Raw genomic sequence first — 25,377 nt, forward strand, 5'->3', positions numbered from 1 at the left:
ACACGCTGGCAATAACTGCTCGGAAAGAGGCATGATCAGGACGCAATGACAATAAAAAGCGCCCAGACATGACCCGAACAGCCAGAGTCACCGACCCCTCCTACGAATTGATGGACGACCACAACGGGTTGTCCATCATCTATCGCCAGCATGGATTCCCGTGTCCGTTGGTGCGCTGGCACTTTCACAAGGAGTACGAACTGCACCTGATTGTCGCCAGCTCCGGCAAGGTGTTCATCGGCGACTACATCGGCAATTTCTACCCCGAAAGCCTTTTTTTCACCGGCCCTAACCTGCCACACAACTGGATCAGTCAGGTGGCTGAAGACGAGGTGGTGCCCAAACGCGACATGCTGGTCAATTTCACCGATGAATTATTCGAAAGCGGTCATCAGGTCTTTGCTGAACTCAAGACCCTCAGCCCGCTGCTTGAGCGCGCGCAATACGGCATCGAATTTCGCTGCAAACGCACCATTCGCCAGGCCATGACCCTGATGCAGCGCATTGCCGACACCCAAGGCGTGACTCGCCTGGGGCACTTCTTCATCCTGCTGGAACTGCTGGCCGCCTCTGATGACTTTCAATTGCTGTCCGGGGCCACGACACCGCAACTGGCCGATGAGCACAACATTGACCGCACCAACCGGGCGGTGGATTACATCTTTGCCCACTACGCCCGGGAGTTGCCGCTCGAGGAAGTCGCCGCGCATCTGGGCATGAAGCCGACTTATTTCAGCCGGGTGTTCAAGCAGGCTACCGGACGCTGCTTCATCGAATTCGTCAATCGCCTGCGCATCAGCAAATCCTGCGAGTTGCTGGCAGATGGCGACAAACCGGTGACCGACGTGTGTTTCGAGTCGGGTTTCAACAATATTTCCAACTTCAATCGGCGTTTCCAGCAGCTCAAGGGCATGACCCCTTCTCACTATCGGCGGTTGGCGGTACAGCGGTTGACCGAACAAAACATGGGTTAAACCTGTACATATCCGATGCCGTGCCATCACTTGCAGGCTGGCCCCTAAGCCTCCCCCGCCAAACTCCAGTGCAAAATAGTATCGATTCAAGTGCTACGGATGATTTGTCTGATCATCAATTGAAGGCTGTAATCAGCGCACATTCTTCCTGTCATCGGAAGACACAAAAACAATAACTGTCCTTCTGTATCCCTGCGGGTGCAGAAAAGGAGTGCACGATGCAACCTTCTGTAAAAGCTCTGCTAGCCCTCACCTGCATGACCCTCAGCAGCGTCAGTCTCGGCGCTCAGACCCTGACCATCGCCACCGTCAACAACAGCGACATGATCCGCATGCAAAAGCTCTCGAAAACCTTCGAGGCCGAGCACCCGGACATCAAGCTCAATTGGGTGGTGCTGGAAGAAAACGTTCTGCGCCAACGCCTGACCACCGACATCGCCACTCAGGGCGGGCAGTTCGACGTGCTGACCATCGGCATGTACGAAGCCGCACTCTGGGGGGCAAAGGGTTGGCTGGAGCCGATGAAGGACTTGCCTGCCTCCTACGCCCTGGACGACGTTTTTCCTTCAGTGCGTGAAGGCCTGTCGGTCAAGGGTTCGCTCTACGCCCTGCCGTTCTACGCAGAAAGCTCGATCACCTATTACCGCACCGACCTGTTCAAGGACGCCGGGCTGACCATGCCTGAGCACCCGACCTGGGAACAGATCGGCGAATTCGCCAGCAAACTGACCAACAAGGAGAAGGAACAGTACGGCATCTGCCTGCGCGGCAAGGCTGGCTGGGGCGAAAACATGGCGCTGATCACCACGGTCGCCAACGCCTATGGCGCACGCTGGTTCGATGAGAAGTGGCAACCTGAATTCACCGGTCCAGAGTGGAAAAACGCGCTGAACTTCTACGTCGAGACCATGAAGAAATCCGGCCCGCCGGGGGCTTCCAGCAACGGTTTCAACGAAAACCTGGCGCTGTTCAACAGCGGCAAGTGCGCAATCTGGGTGGATGCCAGCGTCGCCGGCTCCTTTGTGACCGACAAGACTCAGAGCAAGGTAAGCGACCACGTCGGCTTCACCTATGCGCCGCACCAGACCACCGACAAAGGTTCGGCCTGGCTCTACTCCTGGGCGCTGGCGATCCCGACCAGCTCCAAGGCCAAGGACGCAGCTAAAACCTTCAGCGCCTGGGCAACGTCCAAGGAGTACGGAGCACTGGTGGCGGAAAAAGACGGCATTGCCAACGTGCCGCCCGGCACTCGGGCCTCGACGTACAGCGAGGCGTACATGAGCGCCGCGCCGTTCGCCAAGATCACGCTGGAATCGCTGAAAACCGCGGACCCAAGCAAACCGACGCTCAAACCTGTGCCTTACATCGGCATCCAGTTGGTGACCATTCCTGAGTTTCAGGGCATCGGTACGCAGGTCGGCAAGTCGTTCTCGGCAGCGTTGATTGGCCAGACCACGGTCGACCAGGCCCTGGCCGCCGCCCAGACCTCCACCGAACGTGAGATGAAGCGCGCCGGTTATCCCAAGTAGCCGCCACTCAACCTGTGGGAGCGAGCCTGCTCGCGATAGCGGTAGTCAAGCCATCAGCAATGGGCCGGATGTACCGGCCCTATCGCCAGCAGGCTGGCTCCCACAGTCGAACTTCGTTTGCTGTTCATTATCGGTTCTGATCGCCATGAATATTTCAACTGCCAAAGCTCACATGGACATTCCCCAGCCGCTGCGTAAAAGCCGGCTGGCCAACCCCGGCTGGTTTCTGGTCAGCCCTTCGGTGGCCTTGTTGCTGCTGTGGATGATCGTGCCGCTGGGCATGACCGTCTATTTCTCGATGATCCGCTACAACCTGCTCAACCCCGGCGAGAACGAGTTCGTCGGGCTGGAGAACTTCACCTATTTCCTGACCGACTCGGGCTTCCTGCCCGGCGCCACCAACACCCTGTTGCTGGTGGGCAGCGTGCTGCTGATCAGCGTGGTGTTCGGCGTGTTGATCAGTGCCTTGCTGGAGGCCAGCGAGTTTCTCGGTCGCGGCATCGTACGGGTCATGCTGATCTCGCCGTTCTTCATCATGCCCACAGTCGGTGCGCTGATCTGGAAGAACCTGATTTTCCACCCGGTCTCGGGGATTCTCGCCTACGTCTGGAAGCTGTTCGGCGCCCAGCCGGTGGACTGGCTGGCGCATTACCCGTTGCTGTCGATCATCATCATCGTGTCCTGGCAATGGCTGCCCTTTGCGATCCTGATCCTGATGACCGCCATGCAGTCCCTCGACCAGGAGCAGAAAGAAGCCGCGCGCCTCGATGGCGCCGGTCCCATCGCGATTTTCTGGCACCTGACCCTGCCGCACCTGGCGCGACCGATTGCGGTGGTGGTGATGATCGAAACCATCTTCCTGCTCTCGGTGTTCGCCGAAATCTTCACCACCACCAACGGCGGCCCCGGCTATGCCTCGACCAACCTGGCGTACCTGATCTACAACCAGGCGCTGGTGCAGTTCGACGTCGGCATGGCGTCCGCCGGCGGCTTGATCGCGGTGGTGATCGCCAACATCGCGGCCATCGTGCTGGTGCGCATGATCGGCAAAAACCTGACAGACAAAGCCTGAGGCCTGCGCCATGACTCTTCAACAATCCCGTCGCCTGCAAAGCCTGCTGCTAGGCACGCTGGCCTGGGCCATCGCGATCCTGATTTTCTTCCCGATCTTCTGGATGGTGCTGACCAGCTTCAAAACCGAAATCGACGCCTTCGCCACGCCGCCGCAATTCATCTTCACGCCGACGCTGGAGAACTACCTGCACATCAACGAGCGCAGCGACTACTTCAGCTTCGCCTGGAACTCGGTGGTGATTTCCTTCAGCGCCACGGCCCTGTGTCTGCTGATCGCGGTGCCGGCGGCCTACTCGATGGCGTTCTACGAAACCCAGCGCACCAAAGGCACGTTGCTGTGGATGCTCTCCACCAAGATGCTGCCGCCGGTGGGCGTGCTGATGCCGATCTACCTGCTGGCCAAGAGCTTCGGTCTGCTCGATACACGCATCGCCCTGATCGTGATCTACATGCTGATCAACCTGCCGATCGTGGTCTGGATGATTTACACCTACTTCAAGGACATCCCCAAGGACATCCTCGAAGCCGCGCGTCTCGATGGCGCCACGTTGTGGCAGGAAATGGTCCGGGTGCTGCTGCCGATTGCCAAGGGTGGTCTGGCGTCCACAGTCTTGCTGTCGTTAATCCTGTGCTGGAACGAGGCGTTCTGGTCGCTGAACCTGACCTCCTCGAAAGCCGCGCCCCTCACCGCATTGATCGCCTCATATTCAAGTCCCGAAGGGTTGTTCTGGGCCAAGTTGTCGGCGGTGTCGACGCTGGCCTGTGCGCCGATCCTGATTTTCGGCTGGATCAGCCAGAAACAATTGGTCCGCGGCCTGTCGTTCGGCGCCGTGAAATAGCCCTCACAGAATAAGCACAAAAGGAGCGCCACCATGGCCAACCTGAAAATCAAGAATCTGCAAAAAGGCTTCGAAGGCTTTTCCATCATCAAAGGCATCGACCTGGAAGTGAATGACAAGGAATTCGTGGTGTTCGTCGGCCCTTCGGGCTGCGGCAAATCGACGTTGCTGCGCCTGATTGCCGGCCTGGAAGAAGTCAGTGGCGGCACCATCGAACTCGATGGCCGCGACATCACCGAGGTCAGCCCGGCCAAGCGTGACCTGGCCATGGTGTTTCAGACCTACGCCTTGTACCCGCACATGACAGTTAAGAAGAACATGTCGTTCGCCCTCGACCTGGCTGGCGTACCGAAAGCCGAAGTGGAAAAGAAAGTCGGCGAGGCGGCACGCATCCTTGAACTCGGGCCGATGCTGGAACGCAAGCCCAAGCAGCTGTCCGGCGGCCAACGTCAGCGCGTGGCCATTGGCCGGGCGATTGTGCGCAACCCGAAAATTTTCCTGTTCGACGAGCCTTTGTCCAACCTCGACGCCGCCCTGCGCGTGCAGATGCGTCTGGAATTGTTGCGCCTGCACAAAGAACTGAAAGCCACGATGATCTACGTGACCCACGATCAGGTGGAAGCGATGACCATGGCCGACAAAGTCGTCGTGCTCAATGGCGGCAAAGTCGAGCAAGTCGGTTCGCCGCTGGACTTGTATCACCAGCCCGCCAACCTGTTTGTCGCCGGGTTCCTCGGCACGCCGAAAATGGGTTTCCTCAAGGGCAAAGTCACCCGCGTCGAAAGCCAGAGCTGCGAAGTGCTGCTGGACGCCGGCACCCGTATCAGCCTGCCATTGAGCAGTGCCAACCTGAGTGTCGGCAGCGCGGTAACGCTGGGTATTCGCCCGGAACACCTGGAACTGGCGCAAACCGGCGATTGCACCCTGCAAGTCACCGCCGACGTCAGCGAACGCCTGGGCAGCGACACCTTTTGCCACGTCGTGACCGCCTCCGGTGAGGCACTGACCATGCGCGTTCGCGGCGATCTGGCCAGCCGTTATGGCGAAACATTGAGCCTGCACCTGGACGCCGAACACTGCCATTTATTCGATGCCGACGGTGTAGCGCTGACCCGCCCACTGCGCGCAGCGGCCTGATTTCAGAGAGACTTTGATGAAACTCAATAAACAGAACCTGCACCGCCTCGCCCCCGAGGTGCTCCTGCCCGCCTACGCCCTGAGCGACACGCGCCAAGGCATTGCCCACATCGGCGTCGGCGGGTTTCACCGCGCCCATCAGGCGTATTACACCGACGCCTTGATGAATACGGGCGAAGGCCTGGACTGGGCGATTTGCGGCGTCGGCCTGCGCCCTGAAGACCGCCGCGCCCGGGACGATCTGAAGGAGCAGGATTACCTCTTCACCCTGTTCGAGCTGGGCGATACCGACGACACCGAAGTCCGGGTCATTGGCGCTATTCGCGACATGTTGCTCGCCGAGGACGGCGCAGCCGCGCTGATCGACAAACTCGCCAGTCCAGAGATTCGCATCGTCTCGCTGACCATCACCGAGGGCGGCTATTGCATCGACGACAGCAACGGCGAGTTCATGGCGCACTTGCCACAGATTCAGCATGATCTGGCAAATCCCGATGCCCCCAAGACCGTGTTCGGTTTTCTCTGCGCGGCGCTGGCCAAACGTCGCGCCGCCGGTACGCCTGCGTTCACCCTGATGTCGTGCGATAACCTGCCGCACAACGGCGCGGTCGCCCGCAAAGCCTTGCTCGCCTTCGCCGCCTTGCGCGATGCCGATCTGCGGGACTGGATCGACCACCATGTCAGCTTCCCCAACGCCATGGTCGATCGCATCACGCCGATGACCAGCACCCAACATCGCCTGCAACTGGCCGACAAACACGCCGTCGACGACGCCTGGCCGGTGGTGTGCGAGCCGTTTGTGCAGTGGGTACTGGAAGACAAATTCGTCAATGGCCGACCGGCCTGGGAAAAGGTCGGGGTGCAGTTCACCGATGACGTCACGCCTTACGAAGAGATGAAAATCAAGCTGCTCAACGGCAGTCACCTGGCGCTGACCTACCTGGGTTTCTTGAAGGGTTATCGTTTTGTCCACGAGACCATGAATGACCCGCTGTTTGTGCGTTATATGCGCGCTTACATGGACCTGGATGTCACCCCGCAACTGCCGTCTGTGCCGGGGATTGATCTGACTGACTACAAGAACACCCTGGTCGAGCGCTTTTCCAATCAGGCAATTGCCGATCAACTGGAGCGCGTGTGCTCGGACGGCTCGTCGAAGTTTCCCAAGTTCACTGTGCCGACGATCAACCGTCTGATCGCGGATGGTCGCGAGACCAAGCGGGCGGCGCTGGTGGTGGCCGCCTGGGCGCTGTACTTGAAAGGCGTGGACGAAAATGGCGACACCTATTCGATTCCAGACCCACGGGCGGAATTCTGTCAGGCGTTGGTGGCCGATGATGCGCTGATCACTCAGCGGTTGCTGGGCGTCGAGGAGATTTTCGGCACGGCGATTGCGCATTCGCCGGAGTTTGTGGCGGCGTTCGAATGGTGCTGCAACAGCTTGCGGGATGTGGGTGTGACGCGGACTTTGGAGCGGGTGTTGGCCTAGGCTTTGTGGTGAAACCGCTGCCGCCATCGCGGGCAAGCCGCTCCCACAGGGATCAATGTCATTCACAACATTGTGTTCCGACACTGAACAATGTGGGAGCGGGCTTGCCCGCGATGGCGGACTGACAGACAACTTATGTGTTGAACCTGAAAATCCAAGGACCTTCGATGGCAAACCAACAACTATTCCTCGGCATCGACTGCGGCACCCAAGGCACCAAAGCCATCATCCTCGACGCAAGCAGCGGCAAGGTCCTCGGTCAGGGCGCCGCTGCGCACACCTTGATCAGCGGCGCCAACGGCCGTCGTGAACAAGACACGAATCAATGGCTTGAAGCGTTCGCGTCGGCCACCCGTCATGCCCTGCTCGCCGCCAACGTCGACGGCCAGGACATTCTCGGCATCGGCGTATCCGGCCAGCAACACGGGCTGGTCCTGCTCGACGATCAAGGCCAGGTGCTGCGCCCCGCCAAGCTCTGGTGCGACACCGAATCCACGCCCGAAAACGACCGTCTGCTGGCGCAACTCGGCGGGGAAAAAGGTTCGCTGGAACGCCTCGGTGTGGTCATCGCGCCGGGCTACACCGTTTCCAAATTGCTGTGGACCCAGGAACAGCACCCGGATTTGTTCGCCAGAATCGCTCGCATCCTGTTGCCCCACGACTACCTGAATTACTGGCTCACCGGCCGCAGTTGCAGCGAGTACGGCGATGCGTCCGGCACCGGCTATTTCAACGTGCGCACCCGACAGTGGGATGTGCAGCTACTGCGCGACATCGACCCGAGCGGACGCCTGCAAGCGGCGTTGCCGGAACTGATCGAGGCGCATGAAGCGGTCGGCACGATCCTGCCGGGCATCGCCGAACACCTGGGCATCAACCCGCAGGCGCTGGTCTCCAGCGGCGGTGGCGACAACATGATGGGCGCCATCGGCACCGGCAACATCAAGCCCGGCGCCATCACCATGAGCCTGGGATCCTCGGGAACGGTGTACGCCTATGCCGACCAACCGAAAGTCAGCCCGGATGCCTCGGTCGCCACCTTCTGCTCCTCCAGCGGCGGCTGGCTGCCATTGATCTGCACCATGAACCTGACCAACGCCACGGGGGTCATTCGCGACTTGTTCGACCTCGGCCTCGAACGCTTCAACGATTTGGTCGAACAAGCGCCCATCGGTGCCGAAGGCGTGTGCATGCTGCCGTTCCTTAATGGCGAACGCGTCCCCGCCCTGCCCCATGCCACCGGCAGCCTGCTGGGCTTGACCATGACCAACCTGACCCAGGCCAATTTGTGTCGTGCTGTCGTCGAAGGCACCACCTTCGGCTTGCGTTATGGACTGGACCTGCTGCGCCAGAATGGCTTACAAAGCCTGCGCATTTGCCTGATTGGCGGCGGCTCGAAAAGTGCGGTGTGGCGCCAGATCGTCGCCGACATCATGAACACCCCGGTCATCTGCACCGAACAAAGCGAAGCCGCCGCCCTCGGCGCAGCGATTCAGGCGGCGTGGTGCTTGTCCTGGGCAAACGGCCACGAGGACAGCCTGGCTGACCTTTGCGCACGTTGCGTGAAGCTCGACCCGTCCAGTGAAACCCTGCCGATTGCCAACAACGTGATGGCCTTTCAGCAGGCCTATGAGCGCTATCAACAGCATGTCGCAACCCTTTAAAGAGCGAACAACTATGTATCTGGTGTGTGGCGAAGCGCTGTTCGACTTCTTCAGCGAAGACGATGCCAGCGGCCTGGCTTCAAAAGTGAATTTCAAGGCAATTGCCGGCGGTTCACCGTTTAACGTGGCAGTCGGCTTGCGGCGGTTGGGCGTGGACGCGGCGCTGTTTGCCGGCTTGTCGACCGACTATCTGGGCCGACGTTTGCAGCGGGTTTTGCAGGATGAAGGCGTGCGCCCGGACTATCTGGTGGATTTTGCCGCGCCGACAACGCTGGCGATGGTTGCCGTCGGTGCCAATGGCTCGCCGCATTACAGTTTTCGTGGTGAAGGGTGCGCCGATCGGCAGCTTAAAGCCGAGCACCTGCCGGAGCTGGGGCCTGACGTGCGCGGTTTGCACATTGGCTCGTTTTCGCTGGTGGTGCAGCCGATTGCCGATACCTTGCTGACGCTGGTGCAGCGCGAAAGCGGCAAACGCCTGATCAGCCTTGATCCGAACGTGCGACTCAATCCTGAGCCGAACATCGAGCTGTGGCGTTCGCGGGTCGCCACGCTGGTGGAGCTGGCTGACCTGATCAAAGTCAGTGACGAAGACTTGAGCCTGTTGTATCCCGAGCAGGATCCGCAGCGAGTGATTGAAGGCTGGCTGCAGCATCGCTGTCAGTTGGTGTTCCTGACCCGTGGCGGCGAAGGCGCGACAGTGTTCAGCAAGGGGCATGGCTCGTGGTCGGTGCCGGCGTGTGCGGTAAAAATCGCCGACACCGTGGGCGCTGGCGATACCTTTCAGGCGGCGCTGATCACCTGGCTGACGGAGCAGCAACTGGATTCGGTTGAGGGTGTGCAATCGCTTGAGCGCGCACAAATCGACGGAATGTTGAAGTTTGCAGTGCAAGCGGCGGCGCTGACGTGCAGCAAGACCGGGCCGGATTTGCCGTATCGCCACCAATTAGAGGTGCGCTGAAGCTCACGGCCCCATCGCGGGCAAGCCCGCTCCCACAGGTTTGGCGGCGTCCGAAGAAATTGTATTCGCCACGGACACTGTGGGAGCGGGCTTGCCCGCGATGGCGATGTCACTCACACCGCCTGATCAAAGGTTCACAACAAAGAAAAGTTGTAACTCACAATCAACCGGGTCTCATCCACATCCCGGGCGAACTTCTCGTAGTTAGTCCGGTAGGTCGCGTTTCGCAAGCGCAGGCTGACATCCTTGAAAGCGCCGCTCTGCACCACATACTTGAGCTCGCTGTCGCGCTCCCACTCCTTCCCTTCCTGATCACTGCCCAACACCTTGATGTGATCACCGTTCACATAACGGGTGAGGAAGCTCAGTCCGTTGATGCCGATTGCCTTGAAGTCATAGTCGTAACGTAACTGCCACGAACGCTCCTGCGCCGCCGCGAAATCGTTGACCTGCACGTAGTTGACCAGGTACGGATTGGTCCCATCCAGATACGGCATCGAGTTGTCGCCATTCATGCGCTGCCAACCGGCGCTGAACGTGTGACCACTGATGGCATAAGCAAGCATGCCGCTTAGCGCACGGTTATCGATAGAACCGGCCTTGGCATCGCCGCTGTCGGCACTCTTGAGCACGCGCATGTCCGCTTTCAGGACGCCATCGCCCAATGGCTGGTTGGCCAGCAATCCCACGAAATGCTGACGATAGATGTCTTCCAGTTCGGCGTAGTGATACTGGGCGGTCAGGCGCTCGTTGATCTTGTAGTCGAAGCCGTACATGTCGAAATGATCGGCCGTGATATTGCAGGCATAGCGCTTGTTCTTGCAGTGAACGCGAATGTCCTGGCCATCGGTGGAATCGCGCGCGGTGTATTGGTTCAGGCGCGCCGCCATGAAGGTCAGGTCCTTGACCTCTCTGGAGGTCAGCATTGCGCCGTTGAACATTGTCGGTAGCAATCGACCGTCGTTGTACTTGAGCAACGGAACATCCGGCAACAGCGCGCCGTACTTCAACACGCTCTGGGACACGCGCACTTTGGCGGTTAATCCGAGTTTCGCGTACTGATCCTCGGAACCGCGTGGGTTCTGCCCCGTGGACGGCAGCAAGCCGCTGTTGCTGCTGTCGGGGCTGGAGTCGAGCTTGAGCCCGAGCATGCCCAATGCATCCACGCCGAAACCGACGGTGCCTTCGGTGTAACCCGATTGAAGATTGAGAATAAAGCCTTGAGCCGACTCATCGCGCTTCGAAGCGCCCTGCTCGGTGGACGTATGCCCGTCACGAAAGTCGCGATTGAAATACACCGTGCGCGATTCGATGTTCGCCTTGGTGTCGTCGATGAAAACGCTCGCCTGAGCCTGGGCAATAAAACCGGCGCACAGGACTAAAGCGCCGAAGCCCGAAGAGTGGCGCGCGGTGATAAAAGGAAATGGGGGACGCATGAAAAAAAGCTCCAACAGTGCAGCGTTTGCGCAAGGCGCAATAAGCCAAAGAAATAGCGTTCGCCCCGGACATGTAAATGACCAGGGTGAAGCGGACACACGGGGGTGATCGACAATGATGGCAGAAGGCTTTCAGCGGCTACAGGCGACTTTAGTCTGAAAATGACTGTCAGTTTCTGGCTGCCACGAACGAGTGGCGCAAAGGTGATTTACGAGGGATACAGCCACAACCCCCGTATTCATTGGCCGAAACCTACTCTCTAGGGGTTTTCCCGATGGTTGCAAGCCCCGGCGCCTACGGCATTTGCGCCTTGAACGGGGCGGTTTAATGCTGCACCATCCGCACCTGCTTATTCAAAGGACGGAATTAAAGGCATGCTGGACGCGAACGCTACCCATATTTCCCTAACGCTGGAAGGCGTTTCCGTTGACCTGCAAGTGCTCAGCTTCGTCGGTCGCGAAACCCTCAATCAGCCGTTCTGTTTCGACATTGAACTGGTCAGCGCCCGCCCCGACCTGAAACTCGAAGAGTTGCTGCACAAGCCTGGCTGCCTGACCTTCGGCGCCACCGGCGAAGGCACAATCCACGGTCTGGTGTATCGCATCGAACAAGGCGATTCCGGCAAAAGCCTGACGCGCTACAGCATCAGCCTGGTGCCGCAACTGGCTTATCTGCGCCACAACCATGACCAGCAAATCTTCCAGCATCTCAGTGTGCCGAAGATCATTGCCCAAGTGCTTGAAGCACGCGGCATTCTGTCCGATACCTACAGCTTCCAACTCGGCGCAATCTACCCTGAACGCGATTACTGCGTGCAGTACGACGAATCCGACCTGCATTTCATCCAGCGCCTGTGCGAAGAGGAAGGCATTCACTTCCACTTCCAGCACAGCGCCAGCGGCCATAAACTCGTCTTCGGCGATGACCAGACGGTGTTCCGCAAACTCGCGCCCGTGGCCTACCAGCAAGACTCCGGCATGGCCGCGACAAAACCGGTGATCAAGCGCTTCAACCTGCGCCTGGAAACCCGCACCACTCGCGTCAGCCGCCGCGATTACGACTTCGAAAAACCCGGCATCCTGCCCGAAGGCGCGGCCAAAAGCGCCTTCGCTCCGGACCTGGAAGACTACGACTACCCCGGCCGCTTCACCGACCGCGCCCGTGGTAAACAACTGGCGACCCGTGCCCTGGAACGCCACCGCAGCGACTACCAACTGGCCGAAGGCAAAAGCGACGAACCCACCCTGGTGAGCGGCCACTTCATGGCCCTGAGCGAACACCCGCGCGCCGAGTGGAACGACCTCTGGTTGCTGCTTGAAGTGGTGCACGAAGGCAAGCAACCACAGGTACTCGGCAAGAACGTCACCAGCGACGTCACCCACAACAAAGACGATTTCCATCAGGGCTACCGCAACCGCTTCCTCGCCACCCCGTGGGAAGCGCACTTCCGCCCTGCCCTCGAACACCCCAAACCGAAAGTCCTGGGCAGCCAGACCGCCATCGTCACCGGCCCACCCGGCGAAGAAATCCACTGCGACGAATACGGCCGCGTCAAAGTGCAATTCCACTGGGACCGCGACGGCCAGGCCAACGACAACACCAGCTGCTGGCTGCGCGTCGCCACCGGCTGGGCCGGCAGTGCCTACGGCGGCATCGCCATCCCGCGTGTCGGCATGGAAGTGCTCGTCACCTTCCTCGAAGGCGACCCCGACCAACCGCTGGTCACCGGTTGCCTGTTCCACAAGGAAAACGTCGTCCCCTACGACCTGCCCGCGAACAAGACCCGCAGCACCTTCAAAACCCTGAGCTCGCCGGGTGGCAACGGTTACAACGAGTTTCGTATCGAAGATAAAAAAGGTGCGGAACAGATCTACCTGCACGCCCAGCGTGACTGGGATGAAAACATCGAGCATGACCAGAAGATTCGTGTCGGCAATGAACGCCACGACACCGTTGAGGCCAATGTTTTCAGCGAGTTCAAGGTTGAAGAGCATCGTATTACGCAGCTGGACCGCAAGGTTGAGGCGCGGGCGGATGATCACCTGACTGTGGCGGTGACCCAGCACGTGAAGGTCGGCACGGCGCAGTTTGTCGAGGCGGGTCAGGAGATCCATTACCACGCTGGCGAGAAGGTCGTGGTTGAAGGCGGGATGGAACTGACGGCCAAGGCTGGAGGGAGTTTCGTCAAGGTGGATGCGGGGGGCGTGACGATCAGTGGGGGTGAGGTGAAGGTGAATACCGGGGGCTCGCCTGGCGCCGGTACCGGCATTGGGATTCTTGCCCCACTAATTCCTGTCATTGCCGATCAAGCACGAGCAGGAAGCTTGTTGAACTCCAAGAAAATCAGTGAGCGCTACGACGAACAACTCAAGTTTGTTACGCGTAGGGGGCAACCCGTTAAATCAGTCAAAGCGGCGCTGATCGTGCCATCGGAAAGCGCGCCTCAAATATCGAGAAGTAATGCTGACGGCCTACACCCGAGAGTCCGGACCGACGCCGAAGAACCTGTGAAAGCCCACCTTGTTTGGGATGAAGTGGTGGTGCCTTCCGGAGCAGACGACTATGAAGCGAGTAGAAAGAAATGAGTGCGCCCATTACAACATTCAAAACAAATGCCAAAGAGTGCTCGGTCCACGAGGTTGTTCTCGGCTGTGACAAGTTATGGGCAATGGGACAAGAAGAAGCCATACGTCGCCTGAGCAAAAAACGCTCCTCTGCCTCAAGCAAATATGAACTGATCTCCGACTTTGGCGTTCGTGCAGCAAGAATTGCCGCCGCTTACGCCAGTTTCTATCTCGAACAAGGTGAAGATGGAAAACCGGAGCTCAAGGGTCGCTTTTATTGGATGGGTCTCGCGGCATTTGCCAGCAAACAGGTCAAATGCGGGTTAGATTTTATTCCGAGTGAACCTTACCTGACGCTAACCCCACTCGCCTTTCAACCTCCTTTGCGTATTGGCAAAAATGAACTGGGCAAAGGCAATTTCTGGCTATTTCAGGACATTTTTGTCTGGCATTGGTTTTACGGCAAGTATAAAAATCAATTCGATGAATGCGCGCCGGAGCGTAATGCACGTAGTTGCGAGGGACAAATAAAAACCAATATTGATAGTTTGCCTTGGGCGGATGATGCGCTGAGCATACTTGGCAATCTGCATGTTACCGACGAAATAAAATCAGGATTTAAATCTATTCGAAACACAGAAAATCTTCCAAATGGCACAGCTAGGCGCGAGATGCAACTATCGTCACTAATGGACATTGCAAACCATGAACAACGGAAGATTCTTCAGCCTCTTATTTATGAAGGAAAGCCATTTCAAACTACACTTAAGATGCAAGCTGGTTTTGAGTGGGCTCCATTTGTTCCGGTCAGAGTAGCCGCATTTAGCACCGCTTGTGACGTTGAACAGCCAGAATTACGAGTCCAAATGAAAAAAGGCGATCTGTATGACGAAACTGACAGAATGGTCTTTATCACAGAAATAGCCAATCAGTACCACTTTCTAATGGGTAATAAAACCGAATACATGGAAAGCGAGATAAAAAAAATCTCAACTTGGTCAAATCAACAATGAAAAAAATTCTTATCGCCATTTTAATATTGATTAGTGGATGTGATGAAGCAAGCAACTCGACAGAGCCCCCTACTATGACCAATCAATCAGAAATCATTGAAATCGAACTTTTATCTCCCATAAAAACAATCACAGCGCGCACACCGATTCCATTCACGGAAAGCTGCATGCCACAGGTAAATATCTGTTGGTATAAAATACAAAAATCGGCAAATGATACAGACCTACCAACGATTAACGTAAAAAATAACGGCAGTATTTTGAGCCTGGAACAAGCTGTCAATACTACAGTTGCACTAGACAAAGACACGACAGAACATATCGAAAACCTGAACGTAATATTACGTGGACTACCAAAAGAAAGCACACACGAACAATATCGGGATTTGATATTCACCCTTATAGGAAAAATACAAAAATCTGGTTGGTCACACTTTTATTTTCCAGAAGATCCTAGGATTTCTGGTTCACAGACGGAAAAAATTAGTAGTCCTGACGAAGTGTTAGGTCGATATGTCGGCAGCCACCCTTGGCTAGATCCTGATTACCGACTGGATCTTAAGAGATGGCTACAGATCGGCTCCTTCTACCGATGGTATTTTTACAAAGATGGCATCTATCTCAACCTTAAAGCGTGGAAGCAAAACGACTCACAAGACCCTACCGAAAAAGCAACTTATCTGATTACCCTGGATTTTAAATCAGAGAGTGAGTTTTGGCGCGATGGCATTACAGACAAGAAAGAGAGACAGCGTTGGAAGGAACTGTTGCCAGAAAGGCTGAATGCTTACCACAAGACAAGACTTGAACAGGAAGAAAAAGCCCGCGCCGCAGGTATCGAAATCGACGAAACCTATCAGGATCCACCAATTCAGGCTCTTAAGAATTAAGTCAGGCAGAAACTAGCGATCGGGATTTTCACTCCGGGGGGGGAATTAATAGAGCTCAACACTTCCAATCCGTGACGACATAAAAAATCCAGCGCCTACGGGCGCTGGATTATTTGCAAGCTTGAGAAATCAGACCGGCGCCTTCCACCCCATCATCCGCTGCTGAGCCACCTGCAACAGATCAAAACCATCCTGAGTCAGCAGGTATACCGCATGCGTAATGTGTGGAATGTCTTGAACATCGCCGTGCTTGAAGCATTGGCAGTGGAGCGTTTCGAGTAGCTGGCTGGAGGCTCGGATGCGCTGTAGCGCGGCTTCGAGAATGTCTTGGGGATTGGCTTCTGTGTCGATCAACAAAGGACTTGAGTCGGTGACACCGCTGTTGATTGAACGATAGCGATCTGGGAACGGATTTAGCGTTGGCATAGTAATTACTCGATGATTAGTTAGTAATCGCCAGCACCGTGACCAAACGATGGAGGCGGCTGTGTACAGGCTTGGTCAACCGACACCATCAAATCGGTTCGCCCGAAGGCGTCCAGCACACAGCCACCATTGCAACGCACGACGCGGACGTGGGAATCCGCAGCGCAAATGATGGCACAAAACTGTGCGATGGCATCAGGTGACCAAACCCGATCGCTGATTTTGCAGCGAGCCCAAACACTAACCGCCCGCCCCATCAGGCGAAAGCCGACAAGTCATCTGACCGTGTAGGACCAAGCCGAACATCCCGTAGATCGTTTCCCACATGAAACTTCTGACAGAAACGCCTCACGACAGACGGCGTTCAGCCGGGTTAACCATCGCTTAACCCCGCGGTCCAAAACTTTACTGGACCGCACTCCTCAGAGTTCTCTGACGCCCAGTGCGGCAGGTTCGACGCCAATCCGTCGAGCTGACTTAACGTCTGCACGGGAGATCGTCACATGAACATCCGCACACTGCTGGTTACTTCTGCCCTCGCCTGCACCGCGTTCAGCGGGCTGGCCCAGGCCAATGACACGTCCTCCTCGCAAGCCGTGCCCTATCACTACGGCATGCCGCTGAATATCAAGAAGGTCGTTGCCTTGACGGAGCCCAAGACAGATGAGTGCAAAGTGATAACCGCTGACATGAGGTACATCGATACATCAGGCAAGTCTGAAGAAATCAGCTACCGAAAACTTTCCGACGCTTGCAGTTATCAGAACTGACTGAAAAGTCTGATTTAAAACTTTGCGGTATTCCTGTGAGGGGTTCTGGCGCTATGCTTTGCGCCTCCCTCACTGCCGCAAGGATTGGCCATGCAGTTTTCGTTTCGCACCTTGTCGACCTTCACTTCCCTTTTGTGTTTTCTGCTGGCCCTGGTCTGGGGTTTCGTACCGGACGTGTTACTTGCGATCTGGAGCATTGAGTATTCATCGGCGACCGGATTTGTGGCACGACGCAGTGCAGTGCTGTTTGCAGCGCTGGGGGTTATTTTCTATCTGGTGCGAAACGAGGCACCATCGGTCACTCGCGGCGCACTGAGCACCGGGTTTACCGTTGGATGTTTCGGCTTGGCAACGCTGGGCTTCGGCGAATGGCTCAATGGCCATGCCGGTCCAGCCATCTTGCTGGCAGTGTTGGTCGAGCTGGCGCTGGGACTGGGATTCGTCCAGACCCGGCGCACATCGGCGGAACTCGAAACTGCAGGTTAAAGTGCTTTCCTGTCTGGGTGCAGGGTCTGGATGGCGGACCGATGTGCCAGGTCAGAGCGCAGTCCAGCAATCAGGTCATTGATTTCCCGGCAACCATTGAGTTGCTTGGCATTTATTCCGCTCACCACCAGATCAAGGTGATCGGTTGCACCGTCGGCGTATACCTTGACGGTCATCGACAGGTCCGGCGACAGCGTGCACTGGCAGCGTCTCGGCAAAAAGCTGCTTTCAACGATATTGCGAAGTTCCAAGGCAGAAAGAAACATGGCGACCCTCTCCTAAATGTGAGATTGCCAATTAAATTTCAACGTCGGTGGGTGTTGAGATCTCTCGCTTTACTTCCTTTGCGGGATTTCTATGTCTCAATGACGCACCGTTTTGTCGTTCAGGCTGACTCAATACTGTTCCGGCCAACTTAAGTCTGATTGAGCATAAAACATGCCGGGATTTTCGCTGTGCAGTTCATCGGCAAATCAAGGATTTAGTGACACAGCCAAGAAATGGCCTCATGCAATATGCAAGGAGGGCCTGTTTCTGCCCTGCAATTTCCCCGAGCGGGTTTGCATTAGCGGTAGGCGGCAGTAAGAATGCGCCCAGTGATTTCAGTATCCGCTGACCCTACACACGCGCAAGGAGGCATCATGGGTTCTTTGACCTTGATCAATACCGTCGGGCTGATTGTTGCCGGTCTGTCGACTGTGGCTCATGCCGCAAAACTGGAGACCGTTGCGCCGTTCCCCAAGCCCGAGAGCGGTTATACCCGCCAGGTCATACACGTTGCCCCACAACCGCAGGAAGAAAACTTCCAGGTTGAGGTGCTGGCCGGCAAGACCCTGACCGTGGACTGCAACCGCCAGCGTCTGGGCGGTATCCTTGAAGAAAAAAACCTCGAGGGCTGGGGTTATCCCTATTACCGCCTGGAAAAGGTGATCGGTCCGATGAGCACCCTGATGGCGTGTCCTGATGGCAAAAGCAAACAGGACTTCGTGCCTGTGATCGGCGACGGCTTCATGTTGCGTTACAACAGCAAGCTGCCAATCGTGCTTTACGTGCCCAAGGACGTTGAAGTTCGTTATCGGATCTGGTCAGCGTCAAGCAACGTCGAAAAAGCCGTTCAGGAATAACAACCCCCTCCTTCACGCCGGGGCGCCACTCAACGCGGCGCGCTCGGCAACATGGCGCAAACTGTCGAAGTTGATATTGGCGCCTGAGTCGATCGCCACCAGCGTCTGGCCACGCACACCGGTTTGTGCGACATACTTTTTGATACCCGCTACCGCCAACGCGCCGGAAGGCTCAGTGATCGAGCGGGTATCGTCGTAGATATTCTTGATGGCGGCGCACAACTCATCATTGGAAACCGTCAGCACTTCATCGACACAAAACCTACAGACCTCAAATCCATAAGCGCCGATCTGCGCAACGGCCACGCCATCGGCGAAGGTGCCTACGTTGGGCAGGACCACGCGCTCATCCGCCTGCAATGCAGCGTACAAACACGCGGAATGTTCTGACTCGACGCCGATGATGCGGATGTCCGGTCGCAGGTATTTGACGTACGCCGCGATGCCGGCGATCAAGCCTCCACCGCCCACCGGGACGAAGATCGCATCCAGCGGCCCTTGATGCTGGCGAAGGATTTCCATGGCCACGGTGCCCTGCCCCGCGATCACGTCCGGGTCGTCAAAGGGCGAAACGAAGGTGCGACCGCTTTGTTCGGCCAGGCTCAGCGCGTATTCGAGGGCAAATGGAAAACTTTCGCCGTGCAGCACGGCATCGGCACCACGACTGCGCACCCCAAGCACTTTCAACTCGGGTGTCGTGCAGGGCATGACGATGGTGGCAGCGATTCCTAACTCTCGCGCGGCCAGGGCCACGCCTTGGGCATGATTACCTGCCGAAGCGGTGATCACCCCGCGAGCCTTCTGCTCATCGCTTAGCTGCACGAGCTTGTTATAGGCGCCGCGAATCTTGAAGGAAAAGGTTGGCTGTAAATCCTCGCGCTTGAGCAGCACCTGATTACCCAGGGTTTCGGACAACGCAGGCGCCGCTTGCAACGGAGTACGCACGGCCAGTTCATACACGGGCGCGGCAAGGATCTTTTTTACGTAGTGCTCAAGCAAGGTCTGCTGGGCGGGTGTCGTGCTCATGGTCGTCTCCTGACGTTGATCGCAACCCAGGAGACAGAAAGTAAAAACCCGCCTCGAGGGCGGGTTGGGTGCTGCAGTCGTGAGCTAGCCCGCCAAATAAGGAATGGCGGTAATAATGCTTGGCTGGCAGCGCAGTACGGTGAAAGTCATGACTGGAAATTAGCCGGGCGCGGATGGCAAGTCAATGGATAGCGGACTGATAACTACTGAAGGATCGGGTTATTTCAGGCCTAATTTGTACAAGCCACCATCATCCTCATCAGTCAGCACGTACAAATAGCCATCCGGCCCCTGCCGCACATCGCGAATGCGTTTGCCCAGTTCGCCGAGCAAACGCTCTTCATGCACCACTTTGCCGCCTTCGAGCTGCAAGCGGATCAGATCCTGGCTGACCAGCGCGCCGATGAACACGTTGTGCTGCCAGGGCTTGAAGCGATCAGCGTCGTAGAACGCCATGCCGCTGAGGCCGGGGGACTTTTCCCAGACATGGTGCGGGGGCACGGTGCCTTCGGCGGTCTTGCCCTTGGCTTCCGGGATCGGTTCGCCGGAATAGTTGATGCCGTGGGTCGCCAGCGGCCAACCGTAATTCTTGCCGCGCTCGATGATGTTGATTTCATCGCCGCCCCGAGGGCCATGCTCATTTTCCCAGAGGGTCCCGGCCCACGGATTGAGCGCCGCACCTTGAGGGTTGCGATGCCCATAGGACCAGATTTCCGGGCGCACACCGGCCTGGCCGACAAAGGGATTGTCGTCCGGCACCTTGCCATCCGGGTAGATCCGCACCACCTTGCCCTGCAACTTGTCGAGGTCCTGGGCCGTTGGCCGGTCATTGTTTTCGCCCAGGGTGATGAACAGGTAGCCATCCCGATCAAACACCAACCGTGAGCCGAAGTGATTACCGACGGAGAGCTTGGGTTCCTGGCGGAAGATCACCTTGAAGTCCTTCAGGGTTTTCAGGTCTTCGGACAATTGTCCTCGTCCGACCGCCGTGCCGGCCTTGTCACCTGCACCACCACCCTCGGCGTAAGACAGATAAACCGTTCGGTCCTGCTTGAAGTCGGGCGACAGCACCACGTCCAGCAAACCACCCTGGCCCTTGGCCCAAACCTTCGGCACGCCATCGATCGGTGCTGAAAGCTTGCCTGCGTAATCGACGAGCCGCAGGTTGCCGGGCCGTTCGGTCACCAGCATGCCCTTGCGATCGGGCAGGAACGCCAGGGACCATGGATGCTCGAGGCCTTTGGCAATCGGCGTGACTTCGAGGGTGCCCTGCTCGCTTTTCATCTCCTGGGCCGGCGCCGCAATAACGGGCGCCGTGGCGGTGAGCAGTACGCTGGCGCAGAAAGTGGCCAGGAGGGTTTTACGCAACATGCACGAATCCTTTTGTCGTTCGAATGGCCGGCAAAAACACTGCCATTCAACGGTTACTGGTGTCGTCGTCTCGATGCGGCGGATTGGGAATGAATTTCGGTGGGCTGGCGGGCGGCGACCGATCCTGCGGGTAGCGATTGCCGATGCCGCCATTATCGAGCGTGGGCGGCCGTGGTACCGGTACTGTGTTCGGCCCGCGAATCGCTGGAGCATTCGGTTGCGTGCCTTGCATGCTATTGGGATTGGCCCGGTGAATCGGGCTGTTGTAAGGGTTGCTCGACGTACCCGTCGGGCTCTGCGCCAGCAGCATTGATGAAGGTGGCGCGGCTTGGGCCAGACTGCCCAGCAGGCCACTGAATGCCAATACGGTGCAGCCGAACACGAGTCTGTTCATGGGGAGCCTCTCGACACCTGCGTGGATAGGGTCTTCGATAGCACGCTACGCCGGGGGTTCGGATTTGTTAACCAAAACCTCCCTCACAAGATGTAACACCCGGTGACCGCCCAGCAAAACCGGGCCGCAGCCCGCTGAAACTTTTGCGCGTCGACGCAGGTCACCTGAACACATCACTTGCGAGTAGACGACCATGGCACGGGCAATCTGGAAAGGCGCAATCAGTTTCGGTCTGGTGCATATCCCTGTGGCGCTGGTCTCGGCGACGTCTTCCCAGGGCGTGGATTTTGACTGGCTGGACAGTCGCAGCATGGATCCGGTGGGCTACAAGCGCATCAACAAGGTCACTGGCAAGGAGGTCACCAAAGAGCACATCGTCAAAGGTGTGCAGTACGAAAAGGGTCGCTACGTGGTCCTCAGCGAAGAGGAAATCAAGTCGGCGCATCCCTTGTCGACGCAGACCATCGACATCTTTTCCTTTGTCGACAGCGACCAGATCCCCCTGCAAAACATCGACACGCCCTATTACCTGGCGCCGGACAAACGCGGCGGCAAAGTCTATGCGCTGTTGCGTGAAACCCTGAGCAAGACCAATAAAGTCGCGCTGGCGCACGTTGTGCTGCACACCCGGCAGCACTTGGCCGCGCTGATGCCGCTGGACTCGGCGATGGTCTTGGTGATGTTGCGCTGGCCCGCCGAAGTGCGCAGTCTCGATACGCTGGAACTCGGCAGTGAAGTGACCAAACCCGAATTGGCCAAGGGTGAGCTGGATATGGCCAAGCGTCTGGTCCAGGACATGAGCGGCGACTGGAACCCCGAGGACTACCGCGACAGCTTTGAAGACAAGATCATGGCGCTGGTCGAGAAGAAGGCCAATGAAGGCAAGATCGAGGATGTCGAGACGGCAACCGGGGAAGAGGAACGTAAAACCGCTGATGTCATTGATTTGACTGAATTGCTCAAACGCAGCCTGGGCGGCAAGAGTGCCGGCAAGGCCAAGCCGGCGACTAAACCGACCGCGCAGAAAAAAGCCACGAAGACTTCTCGTGGCTGATTGATGATTTTGCGTGTGGCTTAAAGCCTATTCGCGGGCAAGCCCGCTCCCACAGGGTTCAGTGTCAGCTCAATAATTTGCGGCGAACGCTGAACCTTGTGGGAGCGGGCTTGCTCGCGAAGGCATGGCAAGCCGCAACGCTTCTCTCAGATCAGCACAATAACCGCCAGCAACCCACCAAAAAGTGCCCACTTCTCAAGGTAATACCGCTTGCGATTAGTCTTCTTCAGCGCCTTGCCCCGCAAGCGGATTTTGTAGATTTTGGTGAACAACCGATTGATCCCGCCGGTCTTGTCCCCTACATCGTTCGGCGCACCGGCGGCCGACATCACGTTACGGCTGAACCAGGCGTTGAAGGCCGCCGCCCAGCGGTATTTCATCGGTCGCTCAACGTCGCAGAACAGAATGATGCGGTTCTGCTGCGTGGTGTTTTCAGCGTAATGAATGAACGTCTCGTCGAACATCACCGCTTCGCCGTCACGCCAGTGGTAGTTCTGACCGTCGACATTGATGTAGCAACCGGGGTCGTTTGGCGTGTTCAGGCCCAGATGGTAACGATACGAGCCTGCATACGGGTCGCGGTGACGGACCAGTTTGGAACCTGGTGGCAGTTCGGCGAACATTGCCGCTTTTACCGAGCCAATACCCTGCAGCAACTCAGTGGTACGCGGGCAGAGTTTCATGGCGGAAGGATGGCTGTCGCCATACCACTTCAGGTAGAAACGCTTCCAGCCAGTCTTGAAGAACGAGTTGAATCCGACATCGTCATATTGGTTCGAGCGTTTGATTTCGCCGTTCTGGAGCAGGTTCTGGCCTTCGGCGCGGATTTCTTCCCAATGCTCCTGCAACGGGCCCAGATCAGGAAAATCGGCCGGATTGAGGTAAGGCTTGTTGGGGATCTTCGAAAACAAGTAAAGGAAGCAATTGATCGGAGCCAGAAACGTCGAGTGATCGCTCAGTTGACGTCCCAGTTTGTGGCGCACCCGACCGCGCAGGTGGACGTACGCAATGGAGACAACATATATAGCGGCAATTATCAGTTTCACGGAAATCGTCACACGTCAGAAGTAAACAAACTGCGTCCCCGGGTGGCCTCGCGCCCCTGGGGTTGTGTGCAGCGTCTGAATACACAACAGCGGTCTCAATGGTGCGTTCTTGAGCCTGTGCCGACTGTCGGCAAAAGCTCGATAGATGGCATTTTAGCCAGTATTTGTAACAAATAGTTAGCTTGCAAATGTGAAAATCTGTCCGCTGATGCCACCAAAGTGCCCGCAGAGTCTTAACGCCCTATCGTTTAAAGAGCCAGACCAGTACAATCGCCGCCAAACATTACGCGCGCCCCTTGGTTGATGACGGGAATGAACCCCGTCTCAGCGCACTTCGACTCGGGCCAAGCGCTCCATTGCTGCTGTCCACTTATTGCCAGATGGACCTTCCGCTTCTGACCGGGATGCATTTCCTGTGGTTCGAAAACCGGAAACGGGTACTGAATCGGTACTGCCGCACCCTTAGCTATTCTGAATGCTTCGCAGGAAAAACCTTTGATCTCTACAGCTAACATCACGATGCAGTTCGGCGCCAAGCCGCTATTCGAAAACGTTTCGGTCAAATTCGGCGCGGGCAACCGCTACGGCCTGATCGGTGCCAACGGTTGCGGCAAGTCGACATTCATGAAAATCCTCGGCGGCGACCTTGAGCCATCCGGCGGGCAGGTCATGCTCGAGCCGAACGTGCGTCTGGGTAAATTGCGCCAGGACCAGTTTGCCTACGAAGAATTTACCGTCATCGACACCGTGATCATGGGTCACGAAGAGCTGTGGAAGGTCAAGGCCGAGCGCGACCGCATCTACTCGCTGCCGGAAATGACCGAAGAAGACGGCATGGCCGTGGCCGAGCTGGAAACCGAGTTCGCCGAAATGGACGGCTATACCGCCGAATCCCGTGCCGGCGAACTGCTGCTGGGCCTGGGTATCGGCATCGAGCAGCACTTTGGCCCGATGAGTGAAGTGTCCCCGGGCTGGAAACTGCGTGTGTTGCTGGCCCAGGCGCTGTTCTCCGATCCTGAAGTGCTGTTGCTCGACGAACCGACCAACCACCTGGACATCAACACCATCCGCTGGCTGGAAAACATCCTGACCCAGCGCTCCAGCCTGATGATCATCATCTCTCACGACCGTCACTTCCTGAACAGCGTGTGCACCCACATGGCTGACCTGGATTACGGCGAGTTGCGCCTGTTCCCGGGCAACTACGACGAGTACATGACCGTGGCGACCCAGTCCCGCGAGCAGCTGCTGTCGGACAACGCCAAGAAGAAAGCGCAGATCTCGGAACTGCAATCGTTCGTCAGCCGCTTCTCGGCCAACGCCTCGAAAGCCAAGCAAGCGACCTCCCGCGCCAAGGCGATCGACAAGATCCAGCTGGCCGAAGTCAAGCCTTCGAGCCGTGTGAGCCCGTTCATCCGTTTCGAACAAACCAAGAAGCTGCACCGTCAGGCGGTTATCGTCGAACGCATGGCCAAAGGCTTCGATGGCAAGACGCTGTTCAAGGACTTCAGCTTCCAGGTTGAAGCCGGCGAACGCGTGGCAATCATCGGCCCGAACGGTATCGGCAAGACCACTCTGCTGCGTACCCTGGTCAACGAACTGACCCCGGATGCCGGCACCGTGAAGTGGACCGACGCTGCGGAACTGGGCTACTACGCCCAGGACCACGCGCACGACTTCGAAGACGACTGCAACCTGTTCGACTGGATGGGCCAATGGACCCAGGGCGGCGAGCAAATCGTTCGTGGCACCCTCGGCCGCATGCTGTTCTCCAACGACGAGATCCTCAAGTCGGTCAAGGTCATCTCCGGTGGTGAGCAAGGTCGCATGCTGTTCGGCAAGCTGATCCTGCAAAAGCCGAACGTGTTGATCATGGACGAACCGACCAACCACTTGGACATGGAATCCATCGAGGCGCTGAACCTGGCGCTGGAGAACTACCCGGGCACGCTGATCTTCGTCAGCCACGACCGTGAGTTCGTATCGTCCCTGGCCACCCGCATCATCGAACTCAGCCCTAGCGGCGTGATCGACTTCAGCGGCACCTATGACGACTACCTGCGTAGCCAGGGCGTTGTGTTCTAAACGTTCGCTATAATGAAGAGCCCCGTC

Annotated in this window: 22 protein-coding genes and 1 pseudogene; 16 read left to right on the forward strand and 7 right to left on the reverse strand. The window is 57.3% G+C overall.

Features of this window, described 5'->3' with window-relative positions; translation table 11 throughout:
• Positions 1–68 precede the first annotated feature (68 nt).
• From K5K95_RS27200 to K5K95_RS27235, 8 genes are all read left to right on the forward strand, one after another.
• The gene (locus K5K95_RS27200) at positions 69–974 is read left to right on the forward strand and encodes an AraC family transcriptional regulator (protein ID WP_222586954.1); all 906 of its coding nucleotides are present in this window, start codon (positions 69–71) and stop codon (positions 972–974) included.
• 218 nt (positions 975–1,192) lie between these two features.
• The gene (locus K5K95_RS27205) at positions 1,193–2,503 is read left to right on the forward strand and encodes an ABC transporter substrate-binding protein (protein WP_222586955.1); all 1,311 of its coding nucleotides are present in this window, start codon (positions 1,193–1,195) and stop codon (positions 2,501–2,503) included.
• Between the two features lie 172 nt (positions 2,504–2,675).
• Complete coding sequence (locus K5K95_RS27210) at positions 2,676–3,575, forward strand: carbohydrate ABC transporter permease (protein ID WP_261398196.1); 900 nt, start codon at positions 2,676–2,678, stop codon at positions 3,573–3,575.
• Between the two features lie 10 nt (positions 3,576–3,585).
• On the forward strand, positions 3,586–4,416 hold the full coding sequence (locus K5K95_RS27215) for a carbohydrate ABC transporter permease (RefSeq protein ID WP_222586957.1): 831 nt from the start codon (positions 3,586–3,588) through the stop codon (positions 4,414–4,416).
• A gap of 33 nt (positions 4,417–4,449) precedes the next feature.
• Positions 4,450–5,553: an ABC transporter ATP-binding protein gene (locus K5K95_RS27220; RefSeq protein WP_222586958.1), complete on the forward strand. Its 1,104-nt coding sequence runs from the start codon at positions 4,450–4,452 to the stop codon at positions 5,551–5,553.
• Between the two features lie 16 nt (positions 5,554–5,569).
• Complete coding sequence (locus tag K5K95_RS27225; protein ID WP_222586959.1) at positions 5,570–7,042, forward strand: mannitol dehydrogenase family protein; 1,473 nt, start codon at positions 5,570–5,572, stop codon at positions 7,040–7,042.
• A 167-nt stretch (positions 7,043–7,209) separates the two neighbouring features.
• On the forward strand, positions 7,210–8,706 hold the full coding sequence (gene xylB / locus K5K95_RS27230) for a xylulokinase (protein WP_222586960.1): 1,497 nt from the start codon (positions 7,210–7,212) through the stop codon (positions 8,704–8,706).
• Between the two features lie 13 nt (positions 8,707–8,719).
• A complete protein-coding gene (locus tag K5K95_RS27235; RefSeq protein ID WP_222586961.1) occupies positions 8,720–9,664 on the forward strand; it encodes a carbohydrate kinase family protein in 945 nt (314 codons plus the stop codon).
• Between the two features lie 134 nt (positions 9,665–9,798).
• Here the strand turns inward: K5K95_RS27235 and K5K95_RS27240 are convergent, their stop codons facing one another.
• Entirely contained in the window at positions 9,799–11,100 is a 1,302-nt protein-coding gene (locus K5K95_RS27240; protein ID WP_222586962.1) for an OprD family porin, read from the reverse strand.
• A gap of 375 nt (positions 11,101–11,475) precedes the next feature.
• Between K5K95_RS27240 and K5K95_RS27245 the strand changes: the two genes are divergently transcribed.
• From K5K95_RS27245 to K5K95_RS27255, 3 genes are read left to right on the forward strand one after another with little or no spacing between them, the layout of a single operon-like run.
• Positions 11,476–13,686 carry a type VI secretion system tip protein VgrG gene (locus K5K95_RS27245; RefSeq protein ID WP_222586963.1) on the forward strand — a complete coding sequence of 737 codons (2,211 nt, stop codon included), beginning with the start codon at positions 11,476–11,478 and terminating at the stop codon, positions 13,684–13,686.
• Positions 13,683–14,678, forward strand: a complete 996-nt coding sequence (locus K5K95_RS27250; protein WP_222586964.1) for a DUF2515 family protein — start codon at positions 13,683–13,685, stop codon at positions 14,676–14,678. The genes K5K95_RS27245 and K5K95_RS27250 overlap by 4 nt, the downstream gene beginning before the upstream one ends.
• Positions 14,675–15,568: a hypothetical protein gene (locus K5K95_RS27255; protein ID WP_222586965.1), complete on the forward strand. Its 894-nt coding sequence runs from the start codon at positions 14,675–14,677 to the stop codon at positions 15,566–15,568. Before K5K95_RS27250 ends, K5K95_RS27255 begins: the two co-directional genes overlap by 4 nt.
• A 129-nt stretch (positions 15,569–15,697) precedes the next feature.
• On the opposite strand, the gene K5K95_RS27260 is transcribed toward K5K95_RS27255, so the two are convergent.
• Positions 15,698–15,994 (reverse strand): hypothetical protein, encoded by a 297-nt coding sequence (locus K5K95_RS27260; protein WP_208668412.1) that lies wholly within the window; start codon positions 15,992–15,994, stop codon positions 15,698–15,700.
• 503 nt (positions 15,995–16,497) lie between these two features.
• Between K5K95_RS27260 and K5K95_RS27265 the strand changes: the two genes are divergently transcribed.
• Together K5K95_RS27265 and K5K95_RS27270 are read left to right on the forward strand one after the other, a co-directional pair.
• A complete protein-coding gene (locus K5K95_RS27265) occupies positions 16,498–16,764 on the forward strand; it encodes a DUF2790 domain-containing protein (RefSeq protein ID WP_222586966.1) in 267 nt (88 codons plus the stop codon).
• A 90-nt stretch (positions 16,765–16,854) separates the two neighbouring features.
• Complete coding sequence (locus tag K5K95_RS27270) at positions 16,855–17,250, forward strand: hypothetical protein (RefSeq protein ID WP_222586967.1); 396 nt, start codon at positions 16,855–16,857, stop codon at positions 17,248–17,250.
• Here K5K95_RS27270 and K5K95_RS27275 read toward each other — a convergent pair.
• Positions 17,247–17,516: a DUF1652 domain-containing protein gene (locus K5K95_RS27275; RefSeq protein ID WP_208668415.1), complete on the reverse strand. Its 270-nt coding sequence runs from the start codon at positions 17,514–17,516 to the stop codon at positions 17,247–17,249. The genes K5K95_RS27270 and K5K95_RS27275 overlap by 4 nt on opposite strands.
• A 375-nt stretch (positions 17,517–17,891) precedes the next feature.
• Between K5K95_RS27275 and eco the strand changes: the two genes are divergently transcribed.
• Positions 17,892–18,374, forward strand: a complete 483-nt coding sequence (gene eco, locus K5K95_RS27280) for a serine protease inhibitor ecotin (RefSeq protein WP_222586968.1) — start codon at positions 17,892–17,894, stop codon at positions 18,372–18,374.
• 30 nt (positions 18,375–18,404) lie between these two features.
• Here eco and ilvA read toward each other — a convergent pair.
• The 3 genes and pseudogenes from ilvA to K5K95_RS27295 form a co-directional block, all read right to left on the reverse strand.
• A pseudogene (ilvA, locus tag K5K95_RS27285) lies at positions 18,405–19,400 on the reverse strand (threonine ammonia-lyase, biosynthetic); the annotation flags it as partial.
• Positions 19,401–19,619: 219 nt separating this feature from the next.
• Positions 19,620–20,771, reverse strand: coding sequence for a PQQ-dependent sugar dehydrogenase (locus K5K95_RS27290; protein WP_222586970.1), 1,152 nt, complete (start codon positions 20,769–20,771; stop codon positions 19,620–19,622).
• A gap of 46 nt (positions 20,772–20,817) precedes the next feature.
• Positions 20,818–21,165 carry a hypothetical protein gene (locus K5K95_RS27295; RefSeq protein WP_222586971.1) on the reverse strand — a complete coding sequence of 116 codons (348 nt, stop codon included), beginning with the start codon at positions 21,163–21,165 and terminating at the stop codon, positions 20,818–20,820.
• A 193-nt stretch (positions 21,166–21,358) separates the two neighbouring features.
• Between K5K95_RS27295 and K5K95_RS27300 the strand changes: the two genes are divergently transcribed.
• On the forward strand, positions 21,359–22,219 hold the full coding sequence (locus K5K95_RS27300; RefSeq protein ID WP_222586972.1) for a Ku protein: 861 nt from the start codon (positions 21,359–21,361) through the stop codon (positions 22,217–22,219).
• A 146-nt stretch (positions 22,220–22,365) separates the two neighbouring features.
• On the opposite strand, the gene lpxO is transcribed toward K5K95_RS27300, so the two are convergent.
• Positions 22,366–23,265 (reverse strand): lipid A hydroxylase LpxO, encoded by a 900-nt coding sequence (lpxO, locus tag K5K95_RS27305; protein WP_222586973.1) that lies wholly within the window; start codon positions 23,263–23,265, stop codon positions 22,366–22,368.
• A gap of 495 nt (positions 23,266–23,760) precedes the next feature.
• On the opposite strand from lpxO, the gene K5K95_RS27310 reads away from it, so the two are divergent.
• The gene (locus tag K5K95_RS27310) at positions 23,761–25,350 is read left to right on the forward strand and encodes an ABC-F family ATPase (protein WP_080943075.1); all 1,590 of its coding nucleotides are present in this window, start codon (positions 23,761–23,763) and stop codon (positions 25,348–25,350) included.
• Positions 25,351–25,377 lie beyond the last annotated feature (27 nt).

Origin of the sequence: Pseudomonas sp. DR48 (assembly GCF_019823085.1) — a bacterium.
Taxonomy (GTDB): domain Bacteria; phylum Pseudomonadota; class Gammaproteobacteria; order Pseudomonadales; family Pseudomonadaceae; genus Aquipseudomonas.